The following is a 24,306-nucleotide window of genomic DNA, read 5'->3' as shown; positions in this document are numbered from 1 at the left end:
TGCACTCGCTCGTCGCCGACGGCCGGAGGACTTTCGTGGCTGAACTCACCGAACGCAGTCATCGCCTGCACCGGATGACGGGGCGCGACCCCGGTGAGGTGCATCGCGCCGCCACTCCGCTCGAGCTCTTGTTCGACCTGGCGTTCGTCGTCGCGTTCGGCCAGGCGGGCGAACAGCTCGCCCACCTGCTCGCCGAGGGCCACGTGCTGCCCGGGATCGGCGCCTTCTCCTTCGCCATGTTCGCCATCTGCTGGGCGTGGATCAACTTCTCGTGGTTCTCGTCGGCCTACGACACCGACGATTGGTTCTACCGCGTCGCCACGATGGTGCAGATGATCGGCGTCATCGTGCTCGCACTGGGACTGCCGGAGATGTTCGCGTCGGTCGACCACGGCGCGTCGTTCGACAACGGGGTGATGGTCGCCGGTTACGTGGTCATGCGGATCGCCCTGGTCGCCCAGTGGCTCCGAGCGGCCGTGCAGGATCCGCCACGGCGCAGGGTCGCACTCACGTACGCGGGGTTCGTGGCCGCCGCTCAGGTCGGCTGGGTCGCGCTGGCCGTGGCCCACGTGCCGTTCGAGTCGGTCGTCGGTGTCGCCGCCGTGCTGTTCGTGGTCGAGATGGGCGGCCCGATCGTCGCGGAGATCAGGCTGGGCGGGACCCCCTGGAACGCGAGCCATATCGCCGAACGCTACGGGCTGCTCACGATCATCGCGCTCGGCGAGGTGCTGTTCGGAACCGTCACCTCGGTGGCCGCCATCGTCGCGAAGCAGGGCTGGAGCCTGGAAGCCGTGCTCATCGTGGTGGCCGGGGTCGGGCTCACCTTCGGTCTCTGGTGGTCGTACTTCATCGTTCCCTCCGGCGAGGTGCTCGCGCGGTACCGCCACCGCGCGGTGTTGTGGGGCTATGGTCACATCCTTCTCTTCGCGTCCATCGCCGCGACGGGGGCGGGGCTGCACGTCGCGGCCTACGTCATCCAGGGAGAAGCAACGATCGGTACGACGGGCGCCGTGCTGAGCATCGCCGTGCCGGTGCTGGTGTTCTCGATCGTTCTCTTCCTGCTCTACACGTATCTGATGCACGAAGGCGACTCGTTCCACATCGGTCTTTTCCTGGGCACGGTGGCGATGCTCGCTGCAGCCGTCTGGCTGGCGGCGGCGGGTGCTCCGCTGGGAGTGAGCCTCGTGCTCGTGACGTTGTCGCCGGCCGTGGTCGTGGTCGGCTACGAGCTGCTCGGGCACCGCCACCAGAGCGCGGCGCTGGCACGCATCCTCTCCGACTGAGGAAAAACTGTTGCCCGGGTAGACGGCCAGTCCTACATTGAGGTGTCAGCCTCAGCGGACGCTCCCCATTCCGCGGCTGCGAACCCGAAGAGGTACGCGAGTGTCTTCCGTTCTCTATGCGTTGGGCCGATGGGCCTATCGAGCGCGCCGACTGATGCTGACGCTGTGGCTCGCGGCACTCGTCGTGATCATCGCCGGCGCCGCGCTTCTGGGCACGGGGACCGACAACACCTACACGATCCCCGGCACCGAATCGCAGCAGGCGCTCGACGCCCTTGCGCGCACCTTCCCGCAGGTGAGCGGCACGTCGGCGCAGATGATCGTGGTCGCCGCGAAGGGCGGGGGCATCCGCGACCCGGCGTACCAGAGTGCGATCGAGAGCTCGGTCACGGCCATCTCCGCCATTCCCCAGGTCTCCTCGGCCACCTCGCCGTACGGGACGACCACGACCGGGAACATCAACCAGAGCTCGACGTCTGCGCTGGTGCCGATTCAGCTTGCGGTCGCGCAGACCGCGGTGACGCCCACGACGATGGATGCCCTGCAAGCCGCCGGCGTCACGCTCGAGCACGCTCTGCCGAGCGGCTCGCAGGTCGCGGTGGGCGGTCAGGTCTTCTCGCAGACCGCCACCGGCATCAGCATCACCGAGCTGCTCGGCATCGCGATCGCCTTCATCGTGCTGGTGTTCACCTTCGCCTCGTTCGTCGCCGCCGGTCTTCCGCTCATCACCGCGCTCCTGGGAGTCGGCACCTCGCTGGCCATCATCACCATCGCGACCCGGTTCGTCACCATCACCTCGACGACGCCGCTGCTCTCCCTCATGCTCGGGCTGGCGGTCGGCATCGACTACGCGCTGTTCATCGTCTCTCGGCACCAGGACCAGGTGAAACAGGGACTCGACCCGGAGGAGTCCGCCGCCCGCGCGGTGGCCACCGCCGGCTCTGCGGTGGTGTTCGCCGCCATCACGGTGATCATCGCGTTGCTGGGGCTCAGCGTCGCGAACATCCCGTTCTTGACGACCATGGGCGTGGCGGCCGCCCTCGCGGTGGCAATCGCGGTCGTGATCTCGATGACGCTCACGCCCGCGCTGCTCGGCTTCGCGGGCATCCGGATCGTGGCGAAACGCTACCGTCCGCAGCCGACGGTCGACGAGCCGGATGCCGCTCCCGACGACGTCCCGGATACGGAGGAGGACGCGGAAGGGGCAGAAGACGAGGCGGACGCCCCCGCCGCCGAGGCTGCGGACATCGCCGACGCGGACGCGGCCGAGACGCCGCCGGCTCCGCCGCGCGGGTTCTTCCTCGGCTGGGTGCGCGCGGTCACGAAGTGGCCCATCGTCACCGTGATCGCGATCGTCGCGGTGCTCGGCCTCGCGACCGTGCCCGCCGCCCACCTGCGGCTGGCGTTGCCCGACGCCGGGTCGCTCGACGAGCACGCCCCGGCGCGCATCACCTACGACCTCATCGCGCAGGAGTTCGGGCCCGGCTACAACGGTCCGCTCATCGTGACCGGCTCGATCATCCAGAGCACCGATCCCGTCGGGCTCATGAACGATCTCGGCGCGGAGATCGCGACGCTGCCCGGAGTCGCTGCGGTGCCGCTCTCGACGCCGAACGAGACCGGCGACACCGGGATCGTGCAGGTCATCCCGGAGGGCGGTCCCGACTCGGAGCAGACGAAGGCGCTCGTGGCCGGGCTGCGGTCCATGCACGACGATTTCGAGAAGACCTATGGAGTCGACCTGTCTGTCACGGGTTACACGGCGGCCGGCATCGACATCTCCGCCCGGCTCGGCCAGGCACTGCTGCCGTTCGCGCTGCTCGTCGTCGGTCTCTCGCTGGTGCTGCTGGCGATGGTCTTCCGCTCGATCGTCGTGCCGGTGACGGCGGCGCTCGGCTACCTGCTCTCCGTCGGGGCTGCCTTCGGCATCACCACCCTGGTCTTCGTCGACGGGTTCCTGGCCGGCCCGCTCAATGTCGCGACGCTCGGCTCGGTGATCAGCTTCATGCCGATCATCCTGATGGGCGTGCTGTTCGGCCTGGCGATGGACTACGAGGTGTTCCTCGTGAGCCGGATGCGCGAGGACTATGTGCGTTTCGGCGACGCACGGCACGCCATCCCGTCGGGGTTCGTCGGCTCGGCGCGCGTCGTCACGGCCGCCGCCATCATCATGTTCGCGGTGTTCGCCGCGTTCATCCCGTCGGGGGACGCCTCGATCCAGCCGATCGCGCTCGGTCTCGCCGTCGGCGTCGCGATCGACGCCTTCGTGGTGCGCATGTCCCTCATCCCGGCGGTATTGATGCTGTTCGGAGACAAGGCGTGGTGGATCCCGCGCTGGCTGGACCGCGCCCTGCCGAAGTTCGACGTGGAGGGGGAGGGCCTGCACAGGGAGCTCGAGCTCGCCGACTGGCCGGAGCCGGGGGATGCGCACGCGATCGTCGCCGAGGACGTGACGGTGGTGAGCGGAGGAGCGACGATCGTCGACGGTTTCGGCGTGACCGTCGCGGCCGGTGACGCGCTGGTGCTCGCCGGCGATCCCGAGAGCGGGAGGAGCGTGCTGCTGCATGCGCTCGCCGGCCGGCTGCCCGTGGCCGGCGGTCGGCTCAAGGTCGCTGGTGTCGCGCTGCCCATGCGTGCGGCCACGGTGCGCTCCCGGGTGGGGATCGCCCGGCTGGCATCGTCGGCCGACCCGGTCGACGCCGTGCGGGTGGCCGTGTCGAACCGAGCGGTCATCGTGATGCTCGATGATCTCGACGCCGTGCGACACCCCGAACTGCGCGACGACATCGCCGACGTGCTGCTGCATGCCGCGCGTGCGGCCGCCAAACGCGACGAGTCGCTCACGATCGTCGCCACGTGCTCCGACCCCGCCGATCTCGACGGACTGCTACCGCGCTCGATGGCCGTGCAGGTCGTGCACCTGGCGCCCGCACGGCGCCCCTTCCTCACGGCGGTGAGCTGACATGGCCGGCCGGCCGTTCTCGGCGCGAGCGGGTCTGGAGAGGATCGGGGGCTGGACGGTCGCCGGGCTCGTGCTGCTCCCGGTCGTGGTCGGGGGGCTGCTCACCTGGGCCCTGGCGACACCGACGGCCGATCTGCAGCGCGTGACCGCGGCCATCGTGAACGACGATGTCCCGGTCACCATCAACGGGACGAGCGTGCCGTTGGGGCGGCAGTTCGCGGCCGGTCTCATAGCCGGCGATGCGCGCTCCACGACCTCGGGTGCGCCCACCCCGACTCCTGGTGCCTCGGGATCGAGTGCGGCCTCCGCGACCGCCACTCCCACCCCGACCATCACCCCGACCCCGTCGCCGACGTCCCCTGCGGTGAACGGCTCGACGCCCGCCGTCGGGAACTTCACCTGGATCCTCACCAACGACGCGGAGGCGAAAGCGGGACTCCTCTCCGGCCGTTACGCGGCGCTGGTCACCATCCCGTCCGACTTCTCGGCGAACGCGACCTCGATCTCCGGGCCGGCCGCCGACGCGGAACACGCCCACCTGACGATCGAGACGAGCCCGGCATCCGCCTTCATCGACCCGGCGCTGACCGACGCGATCACCACGGCGGCGACCGCGTCGCTCAACCGGCAGCTCATCGAGCAGTACCTCACCAATGTGTACACGGGGTTCGACACCATCAACCAGCAGATCGCTCAGGCCGCATCCGGGGCCGCGAGCGTGTCGTCGGGGGCATCATCCGTCGCATCAGGAGCGTCGTCACTGGCCTCTGGTGCGTCGTCGCTGGCGTCGGGGCTGAGCTCGCTCGACGCCGGGGCGTCCTCCCTCGCGGGTGGGCTGAACAGCCTCGACGCGGCCTCGCAGGGGCTGCCGGGGCAGACCAGTCAGCTCGCACAGGGTGCGGCGCAGGTGGCGGCGGGGACGGATGCTGCGGCGGCGGGACTGGGCGGCGCCGTCGCCTCGTTCTCCGCCACGGTGACACAGGTCTGTCAGACGCCGGGCCGGGTGTGCGATCGCGCGAAGGCGGCGCTGGCCCAGCTCACGGCGGCGAGCGACCAGGTCGCCGCGCTCGCCGGCGGCGCCGACCAGGTCGCGGCCGGAAACCAGGCGCTGGCGGCCGCGATGCCGCAGCTGGTCGCGGGGATCGGCGAATCCGCCGCCGGAGCGTCCCAGGTCGCGTCCGGCGCCGCACAGGCGGACAGCGGTGGAGCGTCGCTGAACAGCGGTGCGGCGAGTCTCGCATCCGGCTCGGCGCAGGTCGCCGGGGGAGCCGCGCAGGTGTCGGACGGCCTGGGCACGGCGGTGCAGAAGATCCCGACGTACAGCGACGACGACATCGCCGTGCTCTCCGAGGTGGTCTCGCAGCCCGTTCTGACCGAACAGGCGCCGCCGTCGGCCGGGGTGCTCTCGGTGCCGTTGTTCTGCGTGGTCGCGCTCTGGATCGGCGGCATGGTCATCGCGCTCGCGCGCCGGCCGGTGCCGACCAGGGAGCTGATGTCTTCGGTGTCGTCACTCTCGATCGCCACACGCTCGGTCGCTGCGAGCGCCGTGCTCGGACTGGCGCAGGGTCTCGCCACCGGTGCCGTGCTGCTGATCGGGTTCGATGTCGGCACGGCGGCCTGGCTGAGCTTCGTGGGGCTCGCGATGATCACCGGTGCCGTGTTCGCGGTCGTGAACCAGGGACTGGCAGCCGCTTTCGGCGCGTTCGGGCGGCTGATCGCCGTCATCGTCGCGGTGGTGGCGCTCGGAGTCGGCCTCTCCTCGACGGTGCCCCCGGTGTTCGCGTCGCTCGCCGCCGTGCTCCCGACATCACCGGCGCTCGGGATGCTTCGAGCGGCCGCCGCGGGCGATGCGGCCGGTGCCTGGCTCGGCGTGGGCGGATGCGTGGTGTTCGCGGTGATCGGTGCGGCCCTCGTCTACGCAGGCGTCGTCGCCCGGCGCCGGGTCAGCGCCGCCGAGCTCCGCGTGCGGGCCGTGGCCGACTGACGCCCGTCACCCGGTGACCGGCCGGCCGCCGGCTCACATCTCCTCGTGGCGGTTGGGGTCGGCGTCGAACAGCCGGCCGTCGGGCCTGCCGAGCGCCGTGATCGCGTCGAGCTCGGCGGTGTCCAGCTCGAAGCCGAAGATGTCGAGGTTGGAGCGCTGACGGTCAGGGCTCTCCGACTTGGGGATGGGCACGGCGCCGAGCTGGGTGTGCCAACGCAGGATCACCTGAGCCGGCGTGACGCCGTGACGCTCGGCCGCCTCGGTGATCGCGGGCTCGGAGATGATCGTCTTCGCGCGTCCGAGGGGACTCCACGCCTCGGTCACGATGCCGTGCTCGGCGTGGAAGGCCCGCAGTGCCTCCTGCGGGAAGTAGGGGTGCATCTCGATCTGATTGACCGCGGGCAGCACGCCGGTCTCGTCGGCCAGCCGGGTGAGGAACTCCTCGGTGAAATTCGAGACGCCGATGGAGCGCACGACCCCGTTCTTCTGCAGCGCGATCATCGCCCGCCACGAGTCGACGTACTTGTCGACGCTCGGATTCGGCCAGTGGATGAGGTAGAGGTCGATCACGTCGGTGTCGAGCGCCTCGCGGGACTCGTCGAACGAGGCCAGGGTCTCGTCGTACCCGTGATGCCGGCCGGGGAGCTTGGTGGTGACGGTGATCTCGTCGCGAGGGACGCTGCTGGCCTTGACCGCGCGGCCGACGGCCGCCTCGTTGCCGTAGTTGACCGCCGTGTCGATGAGCCGGTAGCCCAGCTCGAGGGCGCTCGTCACGGCTGCCACCCCTTCGTCGGACTTCAGCGGGTACGTTCCGAAGCCGATCGCGTCGATGCTGCGGCCGTCGTTCAACTGGTGGGTGGGAATCGCGTTCATGCCCGGACGATATACCTTCGCGATCAGCGAGGCGAGGCCGCAGGCGCAATCGCCCGGCGGCTCAGCACGGCAGCGGCGAAGAAGCACGCGGCGCCGAGGAACGTTCCGGCGTTCGCCCAGAACAGACTGACGAGATCGTCGGTCGACGGCAGCACGAACGCCCCGATCGCGGAGAGGCCGAAGAGCACCGAACCGAGCATGTTCAGCCACGTGCACCGCCACGTGCGTGCCCGGGGATCCCACAGCCTGTCCCGCTCCGTGGTCGCGACGACGGCGAAGGCGCTCGAGACGAGGAAGCAGATGGACCCGAAGGCATCCGGACGCCAGCCGCTGCTCAGCCGTGTCTGGCTGTTGATGGCGGTGATCAGGGCATCCGTCGTGCTGATGTTGAAGAACAGGGTCCCCACGAACTGCACGGCCGCCGACCACCAGTCGAAGCGGTCTGGACGGTTGCCGCCGTGCCGCGGCGGGCGGCGTCCGCTCAGCGCGAGCTGGATGAACCCCGCCGCCGTGAAGAAGAGCGCGCCTACGAAGAAGGTCAGGTCGGCCACGACGGTGCCGACGGCCTCCTGGTAGAACGGGACGGCGCCGACCATGAAGAACAGCGAGCCCACCGCGAAACCCCAGGCTTCACGCCTGAGACGGATGGCTCGCTCTGCCGGCATGGTCAGAGCCTAGGGCTCAGCGCATCAGGCCGTCAGTACCCTGCCGTCGACGAGTTCCGGGAAGGCGAGCAGCACCATGTCGACCAGCCGGTCGAGCGGGCGGGTCAGCGGGTCGGTGGCGGGAAGACCGAGCTCGAGCTCGTGCTCGTCGATGGACCGGCCGATCTCGGTGTCGGTCATCCCCTCGTGGTTGATCGTGACGCCGATCACCGTCGTCTCCGCGAATGCTTCGATCAGGGTGATCTCGCTCGCCGCCGTCGGGGTCGGCATCATCGGGAAGTCCCCGAGCATGGTGCGCGCCGGCGCATGCTGCACGATGACGCCCTGCGGCCGACTCCCGCGGAGGATGGCGCCGGAGCTGAGGTAGGCGGGGTGGCTCAGGGCGCCCTGGCCCTCGACGATGATCACGTCCGGGTCCTCGTTCTCCCACGCGGAGACGACCTGCGCCTCCACCTCGCCCGAGCAGAACTGGGGGATGGTCGCGTCGAGCGCGACCGCATAACGCGCGCCCTGGATCAGCGCCGTCTGGCCGGTGCCGATCATCACGGCGCGGATGCCCTGAGCGTTCAGAGCCTGCGTGAGCAGGGTGGCCGTCGTGCGCTTGCCCACCGAACCGTCGGTGCCGAGCACCGCGATGCGCGGGCAGGTGACATCGAAGATGCGACCGGTGAACAGCTTCAGGTCCTTCATCTCCTTCGGGCGACGGACGTCGGTGATCATCACGCCGGCGAGCAGAGCAGCCGCGACGAACTCTGCGTCGTCGTTGAGGAACTCGTGCAGGCCGTTCACCAGGTTCATGCCGCGGTCGATCCCGTCGAGCAGCACCGCCCGCTGGCTCTCGGTGAGCAGGCCGTCAGCCGGCGCCATCCCGAAGATCAGCGTGTCGGGCACGCCGCCGGCGTGCGCGATCGACTCGGCGAGGCTGGCGAGCACCGGGATGCCGTTGCGCACCCCGTCCAGGATGAGTCCCGCATCCTCGCCGGCGTGCGTGCTGTCCACGACGCTCAGGATCTCGTACTTCTCGGAATGACGGACGAGACCGTTGGCGGTCTTTCCGTCCTGCTCTCCGAAGAGCCCCTCGCAGTAGACGACGGCTTTCACGGACGCGGACATGGCGCTCCTCTGATAGGCACAGAGGAGGCGACGGGATCGTGGCCGGATCGGATGATCCATTCGGTCAACGAGGCATCTTCCCTGAAGTCGGCGCACTGCCGACTCCCGAACCGTAGCAGGGGTTCCTGTGGACGGCCCCGCCGGAGTGCGGCGTCAGTGTTGCGGGAGGTCGCCGGGGACGAGCACCGTGATGCCGGTCGGCGGCTCGACCTCCATCCGTTCCAGCAGGGGTCCGCCCTGTTCGAGCGCGACGACGTCGCCCAGCAGGTCCTGCGGGCGGAGCGCTCCGTCGGCGACGAGGGCGAGCATCCCCGGATAGTCGGCCGCCGCCATGCCGTGACTGCCGAGGAGGTCGAGCTCCCAGGCGATCACGCGATCGAGGGGCAGCACGGGCAGCTGATCGTGGGCGAGCAGCCCGATCTGCACGTGCCGCCCGCGACGCCGGAGCGAGAGCACGGCATCCGCGCTGGTCGTCGCCGACCCGACGGCGTCGACGCTGACGTGCGCGCCACCGCCGGTGAGATCGTGCACCTCGGCGACGGTCGAGGGGCCCGCGACGACAGTCTGCTCAGCCCCCGCCTGCCGGGCGAGTTCGAGCGCCGCGGGATTGCGGTCCACCGCGACGACGCGTGCTCCGAGTGCCGCCGCGATCATGACCGCACTCAGGCCGACGCCGCCGGCGCCGTACACGACGACCCATTCGCCGCGCTGCACGGCCGCTCGCACCCGCACCGCACGGTAGGCCGTGGCGAACCGGCAGCCGAGGCTCGCGGCGGCCTCATCCGTCAGGGCGTCGGGAACCGCGACCAGGTTGAGATCGGCGGCCCGGATGCTCACCAGCTCGGCGTGCGATCCCCAGTGCGTGAACCCGGGCTGCGTCTGATCCGGGCACACCTGCGCCTCGCCGCGGGCGCACCATTCGCAGCGGCCGCATCCGTTGACGAAGGGGGCCGTCACGCGGTCGCCGACGCGCCAGTCGCGAACGCCGGATCCGACGGCCGCAACGGTTCCCACGAACTCGTGACCGGGCACGTGGGGGAGGTGCACGCTGTCGTCGTGCCCGGCCCAGGCGTGCCAGTCGCTACGGCAGAGCCCGGAGGCGGCAACGCGGATGACGGCGCCGCCATCGGGCGCTACAGGGTCGGGTACCTCGCGCAGGGTGATCGGGCCGCCGAACCGGTCGTAGACGAGTGCCCTCATGCCTGTGCTCCGACCATGTCGTTCATGCTAGCCGGGGCCGGCCGGGCTCAGCCCCTGGCGAGGAGGCGCTGCACCGCGGGCAGGTCGGGCGACGCCCAGTCCAGCGCCGCCAGCTCCGGGATGCGCACCCACTCCATGCGATCGTGGTCCGTGCTCGCCTCGGGCCGGGCATCCACGAGCTCGGCGTCGTAGCAGCTCAACGCGATCAGCCGTGTGCCGACGGCGGTGACGCTGCGGTCGAGCAGTGCGCCGACCCGGATGCCGACCCCCAGCTCTTCGCGGATCTCGCGCACCAGCGCGTCCTGCGGGCTCTCGCCGGTCTCGACTTTGCCGCCGGGGAACTCCCACGTGCCTGCCGCATCCTTGCCCGGAGCGCGGCGACAGGCGAGCACACGGCCGGACGACGCGATCACGGCGCCGACGACCTCGAGCGGGCGTTCGGACGGAGCCGCAGACTGCGGGGCGGCACGATCCGATCGGGGGCTCACGCGCCCATCTTGCCCTGTCAGGGCCGTTCCGGCCGTTCGCCGGCTCGGTAGGTTCGCAATCGCCCGCCCGCAGACCGGCGCACCACGCCTGAGAAGGCGGACGCCTCACCGTAGGCTCGCGATGCCGTTCGGGGGGAGGGCAGCGGTGAAGCTCAAGATCACGCTCGCGTCGCGCGCGACCGCGGACCGCGATGTTCTGGTGACGGCCGACGTGACCGCGACGATCGGCGATCTCGCCCGGCACCTGGCGGCGCCCGCCGAGGGTGCGATGACGCTCCGGGTCGAGTCGCCGGCAGCACGCCGGCCCCGGGTGCTGAACCCCGCCGCCCACCTGCACGAATCCAGCCTGCGCTCGGGATGCCGCGTGGAGGTCGTTCCCGTCGGCGAGCTCCGGGCCGGCGACGAACGGGATGACGCGCCGGTGGCGCTGGTCCGGGTGCTCACCGGGCCGGAGGCCGGCCGCTCGTTCCCGCTCGCCTCGGGCGCCCACCTCGTCGGACGGGATGCGGCCGAGGACGTCCACCTCGCTGCCGACCCCGAGGTGTCCCGTCGTCACGCGACGATCGTCGCCGGCGACACGATCACGGTCACCGATCTCAACTCCGCCAACGGGGTGCTCGTCGATGGTGCCCTGGTGCAGCGTGCGATCGTGACGCCGTCGACGCGGCTGCAGATCGGCGCCGGTGTGCTGACGGTGCTGCCGTTGACCGTGCCGCAGCCGTCGTCACACGTCGAGCCACCGTTCTTCCGGTCTCCGCGCGTCGAACCCGCCTACCGCGGCGTCTCGTTCACCCTCCCGGAGATCCCCGTTCCTCCCGACCCGCCTCGGCTGCCGTTGCTCGTGCTGCTCAGTCCGCTGCTTCTCGGGGCCGTCCTCTTCGCTCTGACACAGCAGGTCACCACCCTCGCCTTCGTCGCACTCTCACCGCTGATCATGCTCGGCACCTGGCTCGACAACCGGCGCCAGGGCCGACGGAGACGACGGGCGGGTCGCAGCGCCTTCGAGGCGGGGATGGCGGATGCGCGTGCGCGGTCGGAGGCCGAGCGCGACACGGAGGTGCGTGCACGGTGCACGGAGTCGCCCGGCACGTCAGAGGTGGCCTCGGCGATCGGCCGGCGCGACCCGCTGCTCTGGACGCGCCGGCCGGAGCACGCGACCTTCCTCGAGGTGCGGTTCGGAGTGGGGCGGCAGGCGTCGCGGTCGAGCATCCGGCTGCCGTCGACGAACGCGGGGGACGCCGCCGATTGGGCCGCAGCGCTCGCGCTGGTCGAGGAGTTTGCGGAAGTGGGTCGGGTGCCCGTCGTCGAGACCTTCGAGCGAGCCGGCGCGATCGGTGTCGCCGGCGTCGGCGCGATCGCCCGCGAAGCCGCTTGTGCCCTGGTGGTGCAGCTCGCCGGCCTGCACTCGCCGGCCGACCTGGTGATCGCGGCGTTCGCCGGCGGGGATGCCGTGAATGCGTGGTCGTGGCTGAAATGGCTTCCACATGTCGACTCACCGCACAGCCCGCTGCACGCGAACGGCCTGGTGAGCGACTACGCGGCCGGCACGGCGCTGCTCTCGGAGCTCGAGGGACTCGTCGCCGCCCGTCGCGCTGCGGGCTCTGGTCGAGCCGCGGGGGTGCGCTCCCGCCTCGATGAGGCGGCTCCGCTCGATAACGCACACGGCACCGGGGTCGACCAGCTGCCCGCCGTGCCGGCGATCGTCGTGGTCGTGAACCAGGAGGCGCCTGCCGACCGCGCGCGACTGGTGGCACTGGCGGACGAGGGGCCGGATTGCGGCGTCTTCGTGCTCTGGCTGGCGGCGGCGATCGAGGCGCTCCCCGCCGTGTGCCGCACGACCCTGGTGATCGATCCGGCGACGGCGCGGGCCGAGGTGCGTTTCGTGAGGGCCGGACGCACCATCGCGCTCCAGACCATCGAGTCGATAGACGATCTCGCCGCCGAGACCGCGGCCCGCAGTCTGGCGCCGGTCGCAGACACGGGCGCCCGCGTGCTCGACGAGTCGGATCTTCCGCGGAGCGTGTCGTTCGCCGAACTCTACGGGGGCGACGTGACGGGCGATCCGGCGGCGATCATCCAGCGCTGGGTGAAGAACGACAGCCTCACCCGCGGGTGGATCACGGGTGTCTCGCGCGAGGCCGGACCGCTGCGTGCCGTGGTCGGCCAGGGCGCCGCCGAGGCCTTCGCTCCCGATCTGCGCGCGCACGGGCCGCACGCCCTGGTCGGGGGAACGACGGGATCGGGCAAGAGCGAATTCCTGCAGAGCTGGATCATGGGGCTCGCGACCGAGTACTCGCCGGATCGCCTCACGTTCCTGCTCGTCGACTACAAGGGCGGCGCCGCATTCGCCGAATGCGTCGGTCTGCCGCACACGGTGGGTCTGGTCACCGACCTCACCCCGCACCTCGTGAGGCGGGCGCTCACGTCGCTCCGCGCCGAGCTGCGGCACCGGGAGCTGCTGCTGAACCGTGCAGGGGCCAAAGACCTGCTGACGCTGGAGAAGCGCAGCGATCCGGATGCCCCTCCCGTGCTCGTCATCGTCATCGACGAGTTCGCGGCTCTCGCCACCGACGTTCCGGAGTTCGTCGACGGCGTGATCGACGTGGCGCAGCGGGGGCGCTCGCTCGGTCTTCACCTGGTGATGGCCACGCAGCGGCCATCCGGCGTCATCAAGGACAGCCTGCGCGCCAACACCAACCTCAGGGTCGCCCTCCGGGTCGCCGACGAGGCGGACAGCGTGGATGTGCTGGGCGTCGCCGACGCCGCGGCGTTCGATTCCGCGGCGCCGGGGCGCGGCGCGGCCAAGCTGGGACCGGGCCGGATCGTGGACTTCCAGACCGCGTACCTCGGCGGTCGCAGCGCCGCGGCGGCCCCGGCGGCGGAGGTGCACGTTCAGGAGCTGCCGTTCGGCCCGGGTCGTCCCTGGGTCTCACCGGATGATCTCGTCCCAGCCGTCGCCGGGGACCGCGACATCGAACGTCTCGCCGATTCGATCGCCCGCGCGGCGGATGCTCGGCGGATCGAGGTACCGCGGCGTCCGTGGCTCGATCAACTGCCCGCGACCGTGGACCTCCGCTCGATTCGCTCCGCCGAGGACGGCCGGATCGGGGTGGGGATCGTGGATGAGCCGGAGACGCAGAGTCAGAGCCCCTTCGTGCTCGACCTCGATGTCGTCGGGACGGTGGCCGTGATCGGAGCAGGCGGCTCCGGCAAGAGCGCACTGCTGCGAACCGTGGCCGTCGCGGCTTCGACCGCCGCCGCCGCGCATCCGGTGGAGCTGTACGTCATCGACGCCGCGGGCGGCGCCCTCGGGATGCTCGAGGCCCTTCCGACCGTCGGTTCCGTCATCGACGGCGCGGATGTCGAGCGGATCACGCGGCTGCTCGCGCGCCTCGACGCTCTGGTCACGGAGCGCTCGGCGGCCCTGGCCGCGGCGCGGGCGGCCTCGCTCGCCGACTACCGGCAGACGACGGGACAGCCGGCCCCGCGCGTCATCCTGCTGCTCGACGGATTCGGCGCCTTTCGTGGCGACTACGAGTTCCGCGACGGCGGCCGGATCTTCGACCGCCTGCTCGCGCTGGCGTCGTCCGGTCGTCGGTGCGGTGTCCATCTCATCGTGACCGCTGACCGTGCCGGTGCATTCCCGACCGCGCTCGCCGCGACCATCGGGGAACGGCTGGTGCTCCGGCTGGCCGGCGAGACCGAGTACAGCGTGGCCGGGGTGCCCGGTGATGTGCTGACCGACGCGCCCGCCGGGCGTCTCATCGCCGGCACGCACGAGGTGCAGATCGCCGTTCCGGGCGGGAGTGGCGACCTGGCCGCTCAGTCGGTCGCGGTCGAGGCGATCGCTGAGCGGCTGCGGGCGCTGCCCGTTGCCGCGGTGCCGCCGATCGAGCGTCTGGGAACGCACATCCCGGCCGGCAGTCTGCCGACGACTGTCGACGGTCGGCCGACGTTCGGGGTCGCGGACGAGACGCTGGAGCCGATCGGGCTTCCGCTGGGTGGCCTCTTCGTCGTCACAGGCCCATTCGGCTCCGGACGCACCACAGCCGTGAAGGCTGCGGTGGGAGCGATCCGCGAGGCACGGCCGGGCATCCCGGCCTATCTGATCACCGCCAGGCGAAGCGCCCTCGTCGATGCGGCCGACTGGACCGAGTGGTCGGGCGACGGCGACCGCGACGGCGCTGGCGACCGCGACGCTGGCGACCGCGACGGGGCGGAGCGACTTGCCGCCCGACTGACGGAGGAGCTCGAGCGGGCCGCAGGGGAGACGGGCCCCTGGCCGCTGATCGTGATCGAGAACGTCGGGGACTTCGACGGCCACGCCGCCGAGGGACAGGTCGCCCGGCTGATCGCAGCAGCCCGCCGCGCGGGTGTGACAGTGCTGGCCGAAGCCGACACCGTCACCGCTGCTGGGGCCTGGCAGATCTACTCCGAGCTGAAGACCGCTCGCGCCGGGATCGTGCTGCAGCCGGAGGAGTCCGACGGCGTCGCGTTGTTCCGTGTTCCGTTTCCCCGGGTCTCCCGCAGCGAGTTCCCCGTGGGGCGCGGGATCCTCGTGGACGGCGGGCGACTGACCCGGGTGCAGGTGGCGTTTCCCGACGTCCATGCGGAAATGCATGCGAAGGCCGGTCATCGGCTGCGGCGCCGGAGAGCGCATCAATAGGCTGGGACTCGCGCCGGGGGGCGCGTCATTCTCACTCGGGGAGGGAATGCGGATGTCAGATCTGAATGTCGATGCGGCACGCCTGTCAGAGGTGTCAGCGGTCATCACGAGCCGGGCGGCGCGGGTGCGGCCCGACCCATCGATGACCGAGCGAGCCGACGGAGTCCTCGGTTCGCGCGAGGTGGCAGCCGCCCTGCGCGACGGGTCTGCGCAGCAGGCTGTGCGCGCCCGGGTGACGGCCGACAGCCTGGTCCGGGCCAGCGCGGCGCCGGCATCGGCGGCCCGCACGTTCCTCGCCGCTGACGCGGGTCTGGCGCGCGCCTTCTGACGAGCACCAATGCCAGGATGAGTGGGTGACCGACTCTCAGGCCCCCTCCGCTCTGCTCGTCATCGATCTGCAGCGGGGAGTGCTCGTCGACTGCTTCGACGCCGACGGCGTCGTGCGCCGCACGGCTGCTCTCGTCGACCGCGCACGCGCATCCGGTGTGCCGGTGGTGTGGGTGCAGGACGGCGTGGACTTCCCGCCCGGCACCGACGGCTGGCAGCTCGCGGCAGGGCTCGAACGGGCCGACGACGAGCCCCTGATCCACAAGAGCTACCGGGACGCCTTCGTGGAGACGGAGCTCGACGAGGTGCTCGAGGCGGCCGACATCGCCCGGCTCGTGATCGCGGGTGCTCAGTCGGACTACTGCGTGCGCACGACGGCCCAGAGCGCGGCCGTGCGGGGCTACGACGTGACCCTGGTGAGCGACGCGCACACCACGGCCGATGCCGAGTGGGACGGCGTGACGATCAGCGCAGAGCAGATCGTCGCCCACACCAACCGGTACTTCTCCGGCCTGCGGTATCCCGGCCAGCTCTTCGGCGTCGCTGCCCACGACGTCGTGCCCCTCTGAGCCGGCGCGGCGAGCCCAGCGGCTAGAGCAGCGGCTAGAGCAGGGTCTCGATCCCGATCCGCACGACATCGCCGAGGCCGACGCCCTCCGCACGGCGCACCGATCCCTTGATGGCCACGGTGTACGCACCGTCGGCCGACTCGGGGAAGATCGAGGTCGACCATCGCGAGCTCCCGAGCGTCACCATCACCTTGACGGAGCCGAACCCGGCCGGCGGGTGCGGCTGGTCCCGGATCTCCTGAGAGATGTCGAGTGGGAGACGCGCGAAGACCCAGAGGTCTCTGCGCGCCTCCCAGCGCCACAGGTCTGCTTCGAACTCGTACCGGATGCCCGCCATACGCCCACTCTGCCGCAGACCTCCGACCTCGTACAGGCTGCGTCAGCGCGTGTAGACGCCCTTCGGCGTGACGAAGAGCGAGACCGTCGCGGTGCTGTTCGCGTCACCGACCCGCGTCGTGTCGATCACGAGGTACTCGCCGTCGTCCTGCTGCCCGTTCGGGAGCACCTTCGCGTGGAGCTGCCACGGCGCGGCGGCATTGGAGACACCGTCGATGCCGAAGTCGTTGTCGTTGCTGACGACCAGCGTCTTTCCGCCGTCCGTCGTCGCCACGCCCTCGACCTTGTCGTGACCGAAGAATCCACCGGTGGGGTCGAGCTTCGTGACCAGGGCTCCCAGGTCGACGCCGGTCTTCTTGGCGACCGGAGTGATGGCGACCGACGCGAGGGCAGCCGTCGCACCCGCGGTGTCCGCATCTCCGACGAACGCGTCGATGCTCCGGCTCGACGCGCCGACGAGCAGCCCGCCCTTCGCCGCGTCGTAGTGGGCGCCGCTGACCGTGGAGGCCGGGCCGACATCCGTCGCCTTCGCGATGTCGATCGCGTACAGCTGCTTGAAGGCGTTCGGCTCGAACGTGCCGTCGCGCTCGTCGACGATGAAGCGTGTGTTCGAGAGCGCCGTGATCTCGCTGACCGCGCCGGCGTTCTTCTTCGGGTCGGTGAGCAGGTACAGGTATTCGTGGGTCCGGTGGTCCTTCAGACCGTACGTGACGATCCGCAGTGTCGTGACGGTGGCGGGCTTGGCCGTCAGATCGGGTGTCTGCAGGGCGGACTGCATCATCCCGACCAGCGTCGAGCCGTCCGGAGTGATCGTCAGGCCCTCCATGCCCTTGTTCGGCACGCGCATGGCCAGCTCCGCGGGCAGACCCTGGCCGAACGGCGACAGCCGCTCGAGCTGCCGGCCGTTGCGGTCGAAGTGCGTGATGAACGGTCCGTACTCGTCCGACACCCAGAACGTGCCGTCCTTGAGTGCGACAAGGCCTTCCGAGTCGTAGCCGTTGGGGCTCGCCGCCAGCGGTGCGCCGTCGAGCCCGACGATCGACTCGCCGGTGTTCGCCTGCGTGTTGACCCGGCCGTTGTACGGCGAGCCGTCGCCGGCGCGCAGCGGGATGGTGCGCTCCAGCCGGGCCTGGCCGTCGACGAGGCGGAACCGACCGATGGCGGGGTCGAAGGCCGGGAGCGGCTCGATCTTGGTGACGCCGTCGGGAGCGGTCACGTTCGGACCGCGGTCGGTCAGGCCGTAGAACTCGTCCGCCGAGCCGGGCACGGGAGCCAGCGACGACCCGTACGCGCCACCGGTGATGGCGACGCCGCCGATCGTGGCGAGGGAGGGGAGATGCGTCGTGTAGAGCTTCACTGCGTCATTGACGGTGTAGCTGAACGAGTCGACGCCGGTGAACCCGGCCTGCGGAACGTAGCGGAAGGTGCCGTCCGCAGTGAGAGCGAGGGAACCGTGGGCGGGGGAGGTGTGCGACACGATCGTGGCAGACGAGCCGCGGTCATTGCGCAGGATGCTCGTGCGAGCGTCGAACGTGCGTCCGGCGGTCAGCAGGTACGCGTCGTCGACGGCGGCAGCCGGGGACGATCCGTGGCCCGCTGACGCGCCGACGGCGGGGGACGCCGGGGCCGCGAAGGCGGCGCCGCCGGCGAACAGCGACAGGGCGACACCGCCCGCCACGACGGCGCCGACGGTGGAGGTGACGGAACGGTTCATCCGAGGTTCCTTTCGACTCACTGGTCCCAGCGGTCGCCGAGCCAGCGGGAGTCTGCTCGCCGGCGGTGGCCGGCGGAGGTACGCACGGTGTCCGTTACGCGCTTGTCCCCTGAACGCGGGGTGAAGTGATGGCGCGCGGCACCCAGCGCCGTGCGCACCCACGCCGCGCGGCGGACGGAACGGCCGCATCTCGGACAGAATGGTCTCAGGGCGGCGCAGTCCTCGCCGCCGCGAGAAGGAGACGGATGCGCTGGCCGAACTGGTTCCGCAAGCGGGCGGCGACGCCCCGCGTGCGCCCGTTCGACGAGGATGCGCTCACGGAGACCGCTCCACCGACCCTCGAGCAATCCGTCGAGGAGGGCATGCTCCTCGCCGACTACGCGACGAGGATGGCCGTCAAGAATCACATCGTCGTCGACACCATCCAGCAGGGCAACCCGTTCGAGCCGTCCCGGCACACGAAGCAGGCTGCTGAAATGCTCGAGGAGCTCGCCGACGAGCAGGACCAGGCCGCCGAGCGTGCGGCCGAGGCGCGACGCGCGGTCACCGGCCTGCTCGGCGACGCCATGCATCCTCACGACTATCGAGACGTCGATGTCGCCAATCTGCGGCTGCGCGAAGAGGCCGCCCGCGCTCTCGCCGACGCGTTGCGCGCGCGAGCCTCCTCGGAGTCCGAGTTGCTGTCCATCGTGGAGCGCGCGCGTGCCGACGCGTGGCACGAGGTCGGCCAGGCGATCGAGGCATCGCTCGACGCCTTCTCCGGGGCAGAAGCGCTCAAGGCGAACTACGAGGAGGAGCGCCCGGGGCGCCTCCGGCTGCTCATCGCGCGCGACCTGGCCAAGCTCGAGGAGCAGCGCGGCGGATACTGAGCTGCCCGCTCAGCCGTTCAGCGCGACCGGCGCGACCAGCAGCCCCACCTCGGAACGCACCCACCGATCCCCGGTCGCCCGTTTCTCGGCACGCGTGGTGAAGCGGTAGAGGAACATGCGGGCCCGCACGGCCCGCGGCGGCTCCCGGCCGAAGGGGGATGCGCGCAGCAGCCGGAGCGTGCGGGCATCCGCCTCGAGCAGCCGGAGCAGGAAGACCTCGAACCAGCGTGTGTCCCGTGAGCCGAGCGCGAGGAACCACATCAGCCAATCCAGTCGCAGATGGTAGGGCGCGAACTGGCGCGGGATGCGCCGCGGGTCGCCCGGTTTGCCCTTGAACGCGTACTCACGCCATTCGGCCGTCGTGTCGTCGGGATCGTCGAGCGTGCCCTCGACGATCACCTCGTACCGCTCCTTCGTGACGCTGCCGAACGCGCCGTAGGCGTTGACCAGGTGCCAGCGGTTGAAGCTGGCGTTCATCAGCTGATGGCGCGAGAACAGGTTGCGCAGGGGCTGCCAGCTCAGCACGACCAGGAAGACCGTGACCGCTGCGGCCACGATCGCATACCAGAGCGGCACGGTCGCCGACCCGATGCCGGCAGCGTGCGCTCCGCCCGCGACGAACCCGAAGACCGGATCGCTGACCGCGCTGAAGGCCAGCACGATCGTGATGACGTTGAGCCACGCGAAGTTGCCGGTCGCCACGAGCCACAGCTGCGTGAGGATGACCACCCCCGCCGCGATGCTCGCGACAGGCTGCGGTGCGAACAGCAGCCAGGGGACGACGAGCTGTGCGAAGTGGTTGCCCAGCACCTCCACGCGGTGCCACCAGCGCGGCAGCAGGTGCGCGGTGCGGCTCAGCGGATTCGGCATCGGCTGGGTCTCGTGGTGGTAGTACAGGGCCGTGAGGTCGCGCCACGACCGGTCGCCGCGCATCTTGATCATTCCCGCGCCGAACTCGAGGCGGAAGACGAGCCAGCGCACCAGGAACACGATGGTGATCGGGGGAGCCGTGTCGTGCGCCCCGAGGAAGCCAACGGTGAAGCCTGCTTCGAGCAGCAGGCTCTCCCAGCCGAAACCGTAGAAGGTCTGGCCGACGTTGGCGATCGACAGATAGAGCAGCCACACGACGAGGAAGACCGGGACGAAGACGTAGGACGGGGCGAGCTGCGGGATGCCGAGCAGGATCAGCAGGGAGAGCGCGGCGCCGGTCCAGGCGACCGCGAGCAGCAGGCGGTCGGAGTACCTCCAGCGGAACAGCGTTGGCTGCTTCGCGCCGTAGAGGCTCTGCAGGAAACGCGGAACGGGCAGGAGGCCGTGTTCACCGAGGAGGGCGGGGAACTGATTCGCGGCGGACACGAAGGCGATGAGGAAGATCGCGGCGACCCCGCGCTGGAGGATCTCGCGCGCGATCGTGTAGTCAGACGCCGAAAACCACCCGAGAACGTCCATCGCGCACCGCCCCGCCTACGAACGCGTCCACCATACGCCCGGGTGGAGAAGGAGTCAGGCGGCGAGCTTGGTGTCCAGGCTGATCGCGCGGTGATCGGATGCGCCGGCGGGCAGAACGTCGACGCGATCGATCTCCATACCGGTCGAGGTGACGAAGTCGAAGTAGCCCGTGAAGAACTTGTAGCGCAGGTAGGTCGGCTCGGTGGTGCGCATCAGTGCGTACCCGGTGGTGATCAGGCGGCGCTCGAGTCCGCGGATGAACCACGGGTAGTTGAAGTCGCCCACCATCACGGCGGGCACGTCTTCGGCGAGCGAGCGCATTCCCGCGTGCGCGGCAGCGATCTGCTTCCGGCGGAGCGAGTTGGATGCCGTCAACGGCGCCGCGTGGAACGAGCCGATGAGCACGTCCTGACCGGTCTCCCTGTCGCGCAGGTGAGCCGCGAGCAGGCGCTCGTGCGCCGGGGCGAGAACGCGGTCGTGCACCGACTTCTGCACGGCGAAGACGCGGGTCTCGACCACGTCGTAGCGGTCTTCACGCACATAGATCGCGAGGCCGAGACGGTTCGTCTTGGTGGCGTCGGCGAGCTTCAGGTGGTGCAGGCGCTCGGGAAGGGCTTCGCTGTCGCATTCCTGCAGGCACAGTGCGTCGACGTCGTGCGCCGCTGCGATATCGGCCAGTTCGTGGCCGGCGGCGTGCTTCCGCAGGTTGTAGCTGACGATTCTCAGTGGGATCCCTCTTCTCATAACGCTCGCCGTCGGTGGACGACGCGACAACATTCTGGCCCACATCGTGCCGGATGGAAGTGGGCACCACGGTTCGCACACGGAATTCACACGAGAGTCATCGCGGCGTCATGGGCGAGTACGGTGGTCGCATGGCGAGCGAAGCGGTTGTCATCACTGTCCCTGGTCCGAACGGCGACCGCGAGGTGCGCATCTCCAGCCCGAGCCGGGTGCTCTGGCCGGAGCCCGGCATCACCAAGCTCGATCTGGCGAACTACATGATTGCTGTCGGCGAGGCGTTCGTACGAGCGAACGGCGACCGTCCGCTCTCGCTGCAGCGGTTCCCCGACGGCATCGACGGCGAGCAGTTCTTCTCGAAGAACCCGCCGAAGGGCGCACCCGACTACGTGCGGTCGGTGATGGTGGTCTACCCGAGCGCCCGGACGCATCCGCAGCTCGTGATCGACGAGCCCGCCGCCGCCGTCTGGGCCGTTCAGATGAACACCGTGGTCTTCCACCCGTGGCCGTCGCGAGCGGAGAACTCCGACAACCCCGATCAGCTGCGCATCGACCTCGACCCGCAGCCGGGCACCGACTTCGACGACGCCATCCCTGCCGCGATCGAGCTCCGGTCGGTGCTCGCGGAGGCGGGTCTCGACGCCTTCATCAAGACCTCGGGGAACCGCGGCCTGCACGTCTTCGCCCCGATCGAACCGACCCACGAGTTCCAGGATGTGCGGCACGCCGTCATCGCGGCCGCACGCGAACTCGAACGCCGGATGCCCGACGACGTCACGACCGCGTGGTGGAAGGAGGAGCGCGGCGAGCGGATCTTCGTCGACTTCAACCAGGCCAACCGCGACCGCACGATGGCGGGGGCGTACAGCCCGCGCGCTCTCGCGCACGCGCCGGTGGCCACGCCGATCACCTGGGACGAGCTCGAGTCGGTCGACCCCAAGAAGTTCACGATCGAGACGGTGCCCGCCCGGCTCGCCGAGGTCGGGGACCCGTGGGAGACCTTCGGGGACGCACCCGGTCGCATCGACCAGCTGCTGGGGTGGTGGCAGCGCGACCTCGACAACGGCCTCGGCGAGCTTCCATTCCCGCCCGACTACCCCAAGATGCCGGGGGAGCCGCCGCGCGTGCAGCCCAGCCGCGCGAAGAAGGCCTGAGCGCGCGAAGAAGGCCTGAGCGCGCTGACGGCGGGGTTTCGGGGCCGCTACAGCGAGGCGGCTTCACGCGCGGTCACCAGGTCGCGCACGAGGGCGTCGAAGGACTCGTCCCAGCCGGCGTCGCCGCGCGTGCGGAGCAGGGCCGACGGGTGAACCGTGATCACGGCCGACGGGATGTCCGGGCCGGGCTGGGCGATCACGTGACCGCGCTCGGCCGTCACCCGCACCGGGCGACCGAGGACGGCGCGGCCGGCCGTCGCCCCGAGGCAGACCACCACGCGTGGTCGCACGGCGGCGAGCTCGGCCTCCAGCCAGGGATGACACGCGACGATGTGGGCCACGGAGGGCTTGTCGTGGATGCGTCGTTTGCCGCGTTCCTCCGTGTGGTGCCGGAAGTGCTTCACGGCATTGGTGAGGTACACGTCGGCACGCCGGATGCCGGCTGCGTCCAGCGCCCCGTCGAGCAGGCGCCCGGCGGGACCGACGAAGGGCTCGCCCGTGCGGTCCTCCCGGTCGCCCGGCTGCTCGCCGACGAGCATCAGCCTGGCGCGCGCCGTGCCCGCCGAGAAAACGACTTGCGTGGAGTCGCGCCAGAGCTCGCAGCCCTCGCAGTCGTGCGCCGCATCGCGCAGCCGAGTGAGGCTGAGCGTGTGGGGCACCCACTCCGCCGCCCCCGGCTGCTCGGCGTCGGTCATGGGAGCAACGCAAGCACGGAGTCGGAGTGGCCGCAAGCCCGCGTCAGCGCAGGACGTCGGCCAGGTCGTAGGCGATGGGGCGGTCGAGCTGCTCGAACGTGCATGAGCGGGCTTCGCGGTCGGGGCGCCACCGCTCGAACTGCGCGGTGTGACGAAAGCGCATGCCCTCCATCTGGTCGTAGCGGACCTCGAGCACGCGCTCCGGGCGCAGCCGGATGAACGTCACGTCTTTTCCGGAGGAGAAGCGGCTGCGTTCGGTCGCGCCCTTCACCGCGTCTCCGGAATCGTCGAGCTCGACCAGAGGCGCGAGCTCGTCGACCAGCTCGAGCCGGCGCGCGTCGCTGAAGGCGGAGACACCGCCGACGTTCCTGAGTTCGCCGTCGTCGTCGTAGAGGCCGACCAGCAGCGAGCCGACGCCCCGGCCGCTCGTGTGCACTCGGTAGCCGAGCGCGACGACGTCCGCTGTGCGGTGGTGTTTGATCTTGAGCATCGTGCGCTTGTTGGGGGCGTACGGCGATGCGAGCGGTTTGGCCACGACGCCGTCGAGTCCTGCCCCTTCGAACTCCACCAGCCATTTCCGGGCGAGTTCGACGTCGGTGGTGGTGCGGGTCAGCTCGATGGGGGCGGGCAAGGCGCCGGCGAATTCCTCGAGCCGCGCCCGGCGTTCACCGAAGGAGTGCTCGAGCAGGGATTCGCCCCCGATGGCGAGCAGATCGAAGGCCACGAACGTCGCGGGGGTCTGCTCCGCGAGCAGTTTCACACGACTGGCGGCCGGGTGGATGCGCTGCGACAACGCCTCCCAGTCCAGTCGCTGCTTTCCCGCGGGCCCGGTCGGCACCACGATCTCGCCGTCGAGCACGCACGGTCCTGGCAGGAGCCGCTGGAACGCGTCGACGAGTTCGGGGAAGTAGCGGGTGAGCATCTTCGACCCGCGGCTTCCGATCTCCACCGTGTCGACGGTCGTGCCGTCACCGTCCGCATAGATCAGTGCACGGAACCCGTCCCACTTGGGTTCGTAACTGAGCCCGCCCTCCACGGACTCGGGAGCCGGAACCTGCGGTACCGCCTTGGCGAGCATCGGAGCGACGGGGTTCTCTGCCGTTGGGAGCATGACACGATCATGCCCCAGGGTGTCGGGTGAGGGAAGGCTGACGTCTCGCTGGGCATCCCCTCGGAGGATCGGGGGTTAGGTAAGGCTCGCCTATACTCGAAAGCGAG

The 24,306-nt window shown here is 70.4% G+C and carries 19 protein-coding genes; 8 read left to right on the top strand and 11 right to left on the bottom strand.

Translation table 11 applies throughout. The features are described 5' to 3' along the window. The first annotated feature begins 35 nt into the window (after positions 1–35). The 3 genes from AC1DB1_RS09605 to AC1DB1_RS09595 all read left to right on the top strand — a co-directional run bounded on the left by AC1DB1_RS09605 (position 36) and on the right by AC1DB1_RS09595 (position 6,229). Positions 36–1,283: a low temperature requirement protein A gene (locus AC1DB1_RS09605; protein WP_477200602.1), complete on the top strand. Its 1,248-nt coding sequence runs from the start codon at positions 36–38 to the stop codon at positions 1,281–1,283. 154 nt (positions 1,284–1,437) lie between these two features. Beyond that, positions 1,438–4,245, top strand: coding sequence for an MMPL family transporter (locus AC1DB1_RS09600; protein WP_477200601.1), 2,808 nt, complete (start codon positions 1,438–1,440; stop codon positions 4,243–4,245). 1 nt (position 4,246) lies between these two features. After that, positions 4,247–6,229 carry a YhgE/Pip domain-containing protein gene (locus tag AC1DB1_RS09595; protein ID WP_477200600.1) on the top strand — a complete coding sequence of 661 codons (1,983 nt, stop codon included), beginning with the start codon at positions 4,247–4,249 and terminating at the stop codon, positions 6,227–6,229. Between the two features lie 33 nt (positions 6,230–6,262). Here the strand turns inward: AC1DB1_RS09595 and AC1DB1_RS09590 are convergent, their stop codons facing one another. From AC1DB1_RS09590 to AC1DB1_RS09570, 5 genes are all read right to left on the bottom strand, one after another. Continuing rightward, positions 6,263–7,102: an aldo/keto reductase gene (locus tag AC1DB1_RS09590; RefSeq protein ID WP_477200599.1), complete on the bottom strand. Its 840-nt coding sequence runs from the start codon at positions 7,100–7,102 to the stop codon at positions 6,263–6,265. A gap of 23 nt (positions 7,103–7,125) precedes the next feature. After that, a complete protein-coding gene (locus AC1DB1_RS09585; RefSeq protein WP_477200598.1) occupies positions 7,126–7,767 on the bottom strand; it encodes a hypothetical protein in 642 nt (213 codons plus the stop codon). A 24-nt stretch (positions 7,768–7,791) separates the two neighbouring features. Further along, positions 7,792–8,880, bottom strand: coding sequence for an N-acetyltransferase DgcN family protein (locus AC1DB1_RS09580; RefSeq protein WP_271177885.1), 1,089 nt, complete (start codon positions 8,878–8,880; stop codon positions 7,792–7,794). Between the two features lie 153 nt (positions 8,881–9,033). Beyond that, positions 9,034–10,080, bottom strand: a complete 1,047-nt coding sequence (locus AC1DB1_RS09575) for a zinc-binding dehydrogenase (protein WP_477200597.1) — start codon at positions 10,078–10,080, stop codon at positions 9,034–9,036. 47 nt (positions 10,081–10,127) lie between these two features. Continuing rightward, positions 10,128–10,568 (bottom strand): (deoxy)nucleoside triphosphate pyrophosphohydrolase, encoded by a 441-nt coding sequence (locus tag AC1DB1_RS09570; RefSeq protein ID WP_271177887.1) that lies wholly within the window; start codon positions 10,566–10,568, stop codon positions 10,128–10,130. Between the two features lie 145 nt (positions 10,569–10,713). Here AC1DB1_RS09570 and AC1DB1_RS09565 point away from each other — a divergent pair, with 145 nt between their 5' ends. Genes AC1DB1_RS09565 through AC1DB1_RS09555 form a run of 3 tightly spaced genes read left to right on the top strand, consistent with a single transcriptional unit; the run spans position 10,714 to position 16,130 of the window. Beyond that, positions 10,714–15,234, top strand: coding sequence for an FtsK/SpoIIIE domain-containing protein (locus AC1DB1_RS09565; protein ID WP_477200596.1), 4,521 nt, complete (start codon positions 10,714–10,716; stop codon positions 15,232–15,234). Between the two features lie 52 nt (positions 15,235–15,286). Beyond that, the gene (locus tag AC1DB1_RS09560) at positions 15,287–15,562 is read left to right on the top strand and encodes a hypothetical protein (protein ID WP_477200595.1); all 276 of its coding nucleotides are present in this window, start codon (positions 15,287–15,289) and stop codon (positions 15,560–15,562) included. A 25-nt stretch (positions 15,563–15,587) separates the two neighbouring features. Continuing rightward, a complete protein-coding gene (locus AC1DB1_RS09555) occupies positions 15,588–16,130 on the top strand; it encodes a cysteine hydrolase family protein (RefSeq protein ID WP_477200594.1) in 543 nt (180 codons plus the stop codon). A gap of 34 nt (positions 16,131–16,164) precedes the next feature. On the opposite strand, the gene AC1DB1_RS09550 is transcribed toward AC1DB1_RS09555, so the two are convergent. After that, positions 16,165–16,467 (bottom strand): DUF1905 domain-containing protein, encoded by a 303-nt coding sequence (locus AC1DB1_RS09550; RefSeq protein WP_477200593.1) that lies wholly within the window; start codon positions 16,465–16,467, stop codon positions 16,165–16,167. A 42-nt stretch (positions 16,468–16,509) separates the two neighbouring features. Further along, the gene (locus AC1DB1_RS09545) at positions 16,510–18,180 is read right to left on the bottom strand and encodes an esterase-like activity of phytase family protein (RefSeq protein WP_477200592.1); all 1,671 of its coding nucleotides are present in this window, start codon (positions 18,178–18,180) and stop codon (positions 16,510–16,512) included. A 245-nt stretch (positions 18,181–18,425) separates the two neighbouring features. Here AC1DB1_RS09545 and AC1DB1_RS09540 point away from each other — a divergent pair, with 245 nt between their 5' ends. Then, on the top strand, positions 18,426–19,049 hold the full coding sequence (locus AC1DB1_RS09540) for a hypothetical protein (protein WP_477200591.1): 624 nt from the start codon (positions 18,426–18,428) through the stop codon (positions 19,047–19,049). Between the two features lie 9 nt (positions 19,050–19,058). Here AC1DB1_RS09540 and AC1DB1_RS09535 read toward each other — a convergent pair whose 3' ends face one another. Next, complete coding sequence (locus tag AC1DB1_RS09535) at positions 19,059–20,498, bottom strand: lipase maturation factor family protein (RefSeq protein WP_477200590.1); 1,440 nt, start codon at positions 20,496–20,498, stop codon at positions 19,059–19,061. A gap of 54 nt (positions 20,499–20,552) precedes the next feature. Further along, entirely contained in the window at positions 20,553–21,242 is a 690-nt protein-coding gene (locus AC1DB1_RS09530; RefSeq protein ID WP_271177895.1) for an endonuclease/exonuclease/phosphatase family protein, read from the bottom strand. Between the two features lie 131 nt (positions 21,243–21,373). Here AC1DB1_RS09530 and ligD point away from each other — a divergent pair, with 131 nt between their 5' ends. Continuing rightward, positions 21,374–22,393: a non-homologous end-joining DNA ligase gene (gene ligD / locus AC1DB1_RS09525; RefSeq protein WP_477200589.1), complete on the top strand. Its 1,020-nt coding sequence runs from the start codon at positions 21,374–21,376 to the stop codon at positions 22,391–22,393. A gap of 47 nt (positions 22,394–22,440) precedes the next feature. On the opposite strand, the gene AC1DB1_RS09520 is transcribed toward ligD, so the two are convergent. Further along, the gene (locus AC1DB1_RS09520) at positions 22,441–23,088 is read right to left on the bottom strand and encodes a UdgX family uracil-DNA binding protein (RefSeq protein WP_477200588.1); all 648 of its coding nucleotides are present in this window, start codon (positions 23,086–23,088) and stop codon (positions 22,441–22,443) included. Positions 23,089–23,131: 43 nt separating this feature from the next. Further along, positions 23,132–24,199, bottom strand: a complete 1,068-nt coding sequence (locus tag AC1DB1_RS09515) for an ATP-dependent DNA ligase (RefSeq protein WP_477200587.1) — start codon at positions 24,197–24,199, stop codon at positions 23,132–23,134. Positions 24,200–24,306: the final 107 nt, after the last annotated feature.

It is taken from the genome of Leifsonia sp. 10N434 (genome assembly GCF_056394405.1).
The sequence above is the reverse complement of the archived record's forward strand: the minus strand, read 5'-3'. Positions and strand labels throughout refer to the sequence as shown.

Bases quoted from the DNA above. Each gene is read 5' to 3' on its own strand.
- AC1DB1_RS09600 (WP_477200601.1), top strand. From the start codon at position 1,438: ATGCTGACGCTGTGGCTCGCGGCACTCGTCGTGATCATCGCCGGCGCC.
- AC1DB1_RS09595 (WP_477200600.1), top strand. From the start codon at position 4,247: ATGGCCGGCCGGCCGTTCTCGGCGCGAGCGGGTCTGGAGAGGATCGGG.
- AC1DB1_RS09590 (WP_477200599.1), bottom strand. From the start codon at position 7,102: ATGAACGCGATTCCCACCCACCAGTTGAACGACGGCCGCAGCATCGAC.
- AC1DB1_RS09585 (WP_477200598.1), bottom strand. From the start codon at position 7,767: ATGCCGGCAGAGCGAGCCATCCGTCTCAGGCGTGAAGCCTGGGGTTTC.
- AC1DB1_RS09580 (WP_271177885.1), bottom strand. From the start codon at position 8,880: ATGTCCGCGTCCGTGAAAGCCGTCGTCTACTGCGAGGGGCTCTTCGGA.
- AC1DB1_RS09575 (WP_477200597.1), bottom strand. From the start codon at position 10,080: ATGAGGGCACTCGTCTACGACCGGTTCGGCGGCCCGATCACCCTGCGC.
- AC1DB1_RS09560 (WP_477200595.1), top strand. From the start codon at position 15,287: ATGTCAGATCTGAATGTCGATGCGGCACGCCTGTCAGAGGTGTCAGCG.
- AC1DB1_RS09550 (WP_477200593.1), bottom strand. From the start codon at position 16,467: ATGGCGGGCATCCGGTACGAGTTCGAAGCAGACCTGTGGCGCTGGGAG.
- AC1DB1_RS09545 (WP_477200592.1), bottom strand. From the start codon at position 18,180: ATGAACCGTTCCGTCACCTCCACCGTCGGCGCCGTCGTGGCGGGCGGT.
- AC1DB1_RS09540 (WP_477200591.1), top strand. From the start codon at position 18,426: ATGCGCTGGCCGAACTGGTTCCGCAAGCGGGCGGCGACGCCCCGCGTG.
- AC1DB1_RS09535 (WP_477200590.1), bottom strand. From the start codon at position 20,498: ATGGACGTTCTCGGGTGGTTTTCGGCGTCTGACTACACGATCGCGCGC.
- AC1DB1_RS09530 (WP_271177895.1), bottom strand. From the start codon at position 21,242: ATGAGAAGAGGGATCCCACTGAGAATCGTCAGCTACAACCTGCGGAAG.
- ligD (WP_477200589.1), top strand. From the start codon at position 21,374: ATGGCGAGCGAAGCGGTTGTCATCACTGTCCCTGGTCCGAACGGCGAC.
- AC1DB1_RS09520 (WP_477200588.1), bottom strand. From the start codon at position 23,088: ATGACCGACGCCGAGCAGCCGGGGGCGGCGGAGTGGGTGCCCCACACG.
- AC1DB1_RS09515 (WP_477200587.1), bottom strand. From the start codon at position 24,199: ATGCTCCCAACGGCAGAGAACCCCGTCGCTCCGATGCTCGCCAAGGCG.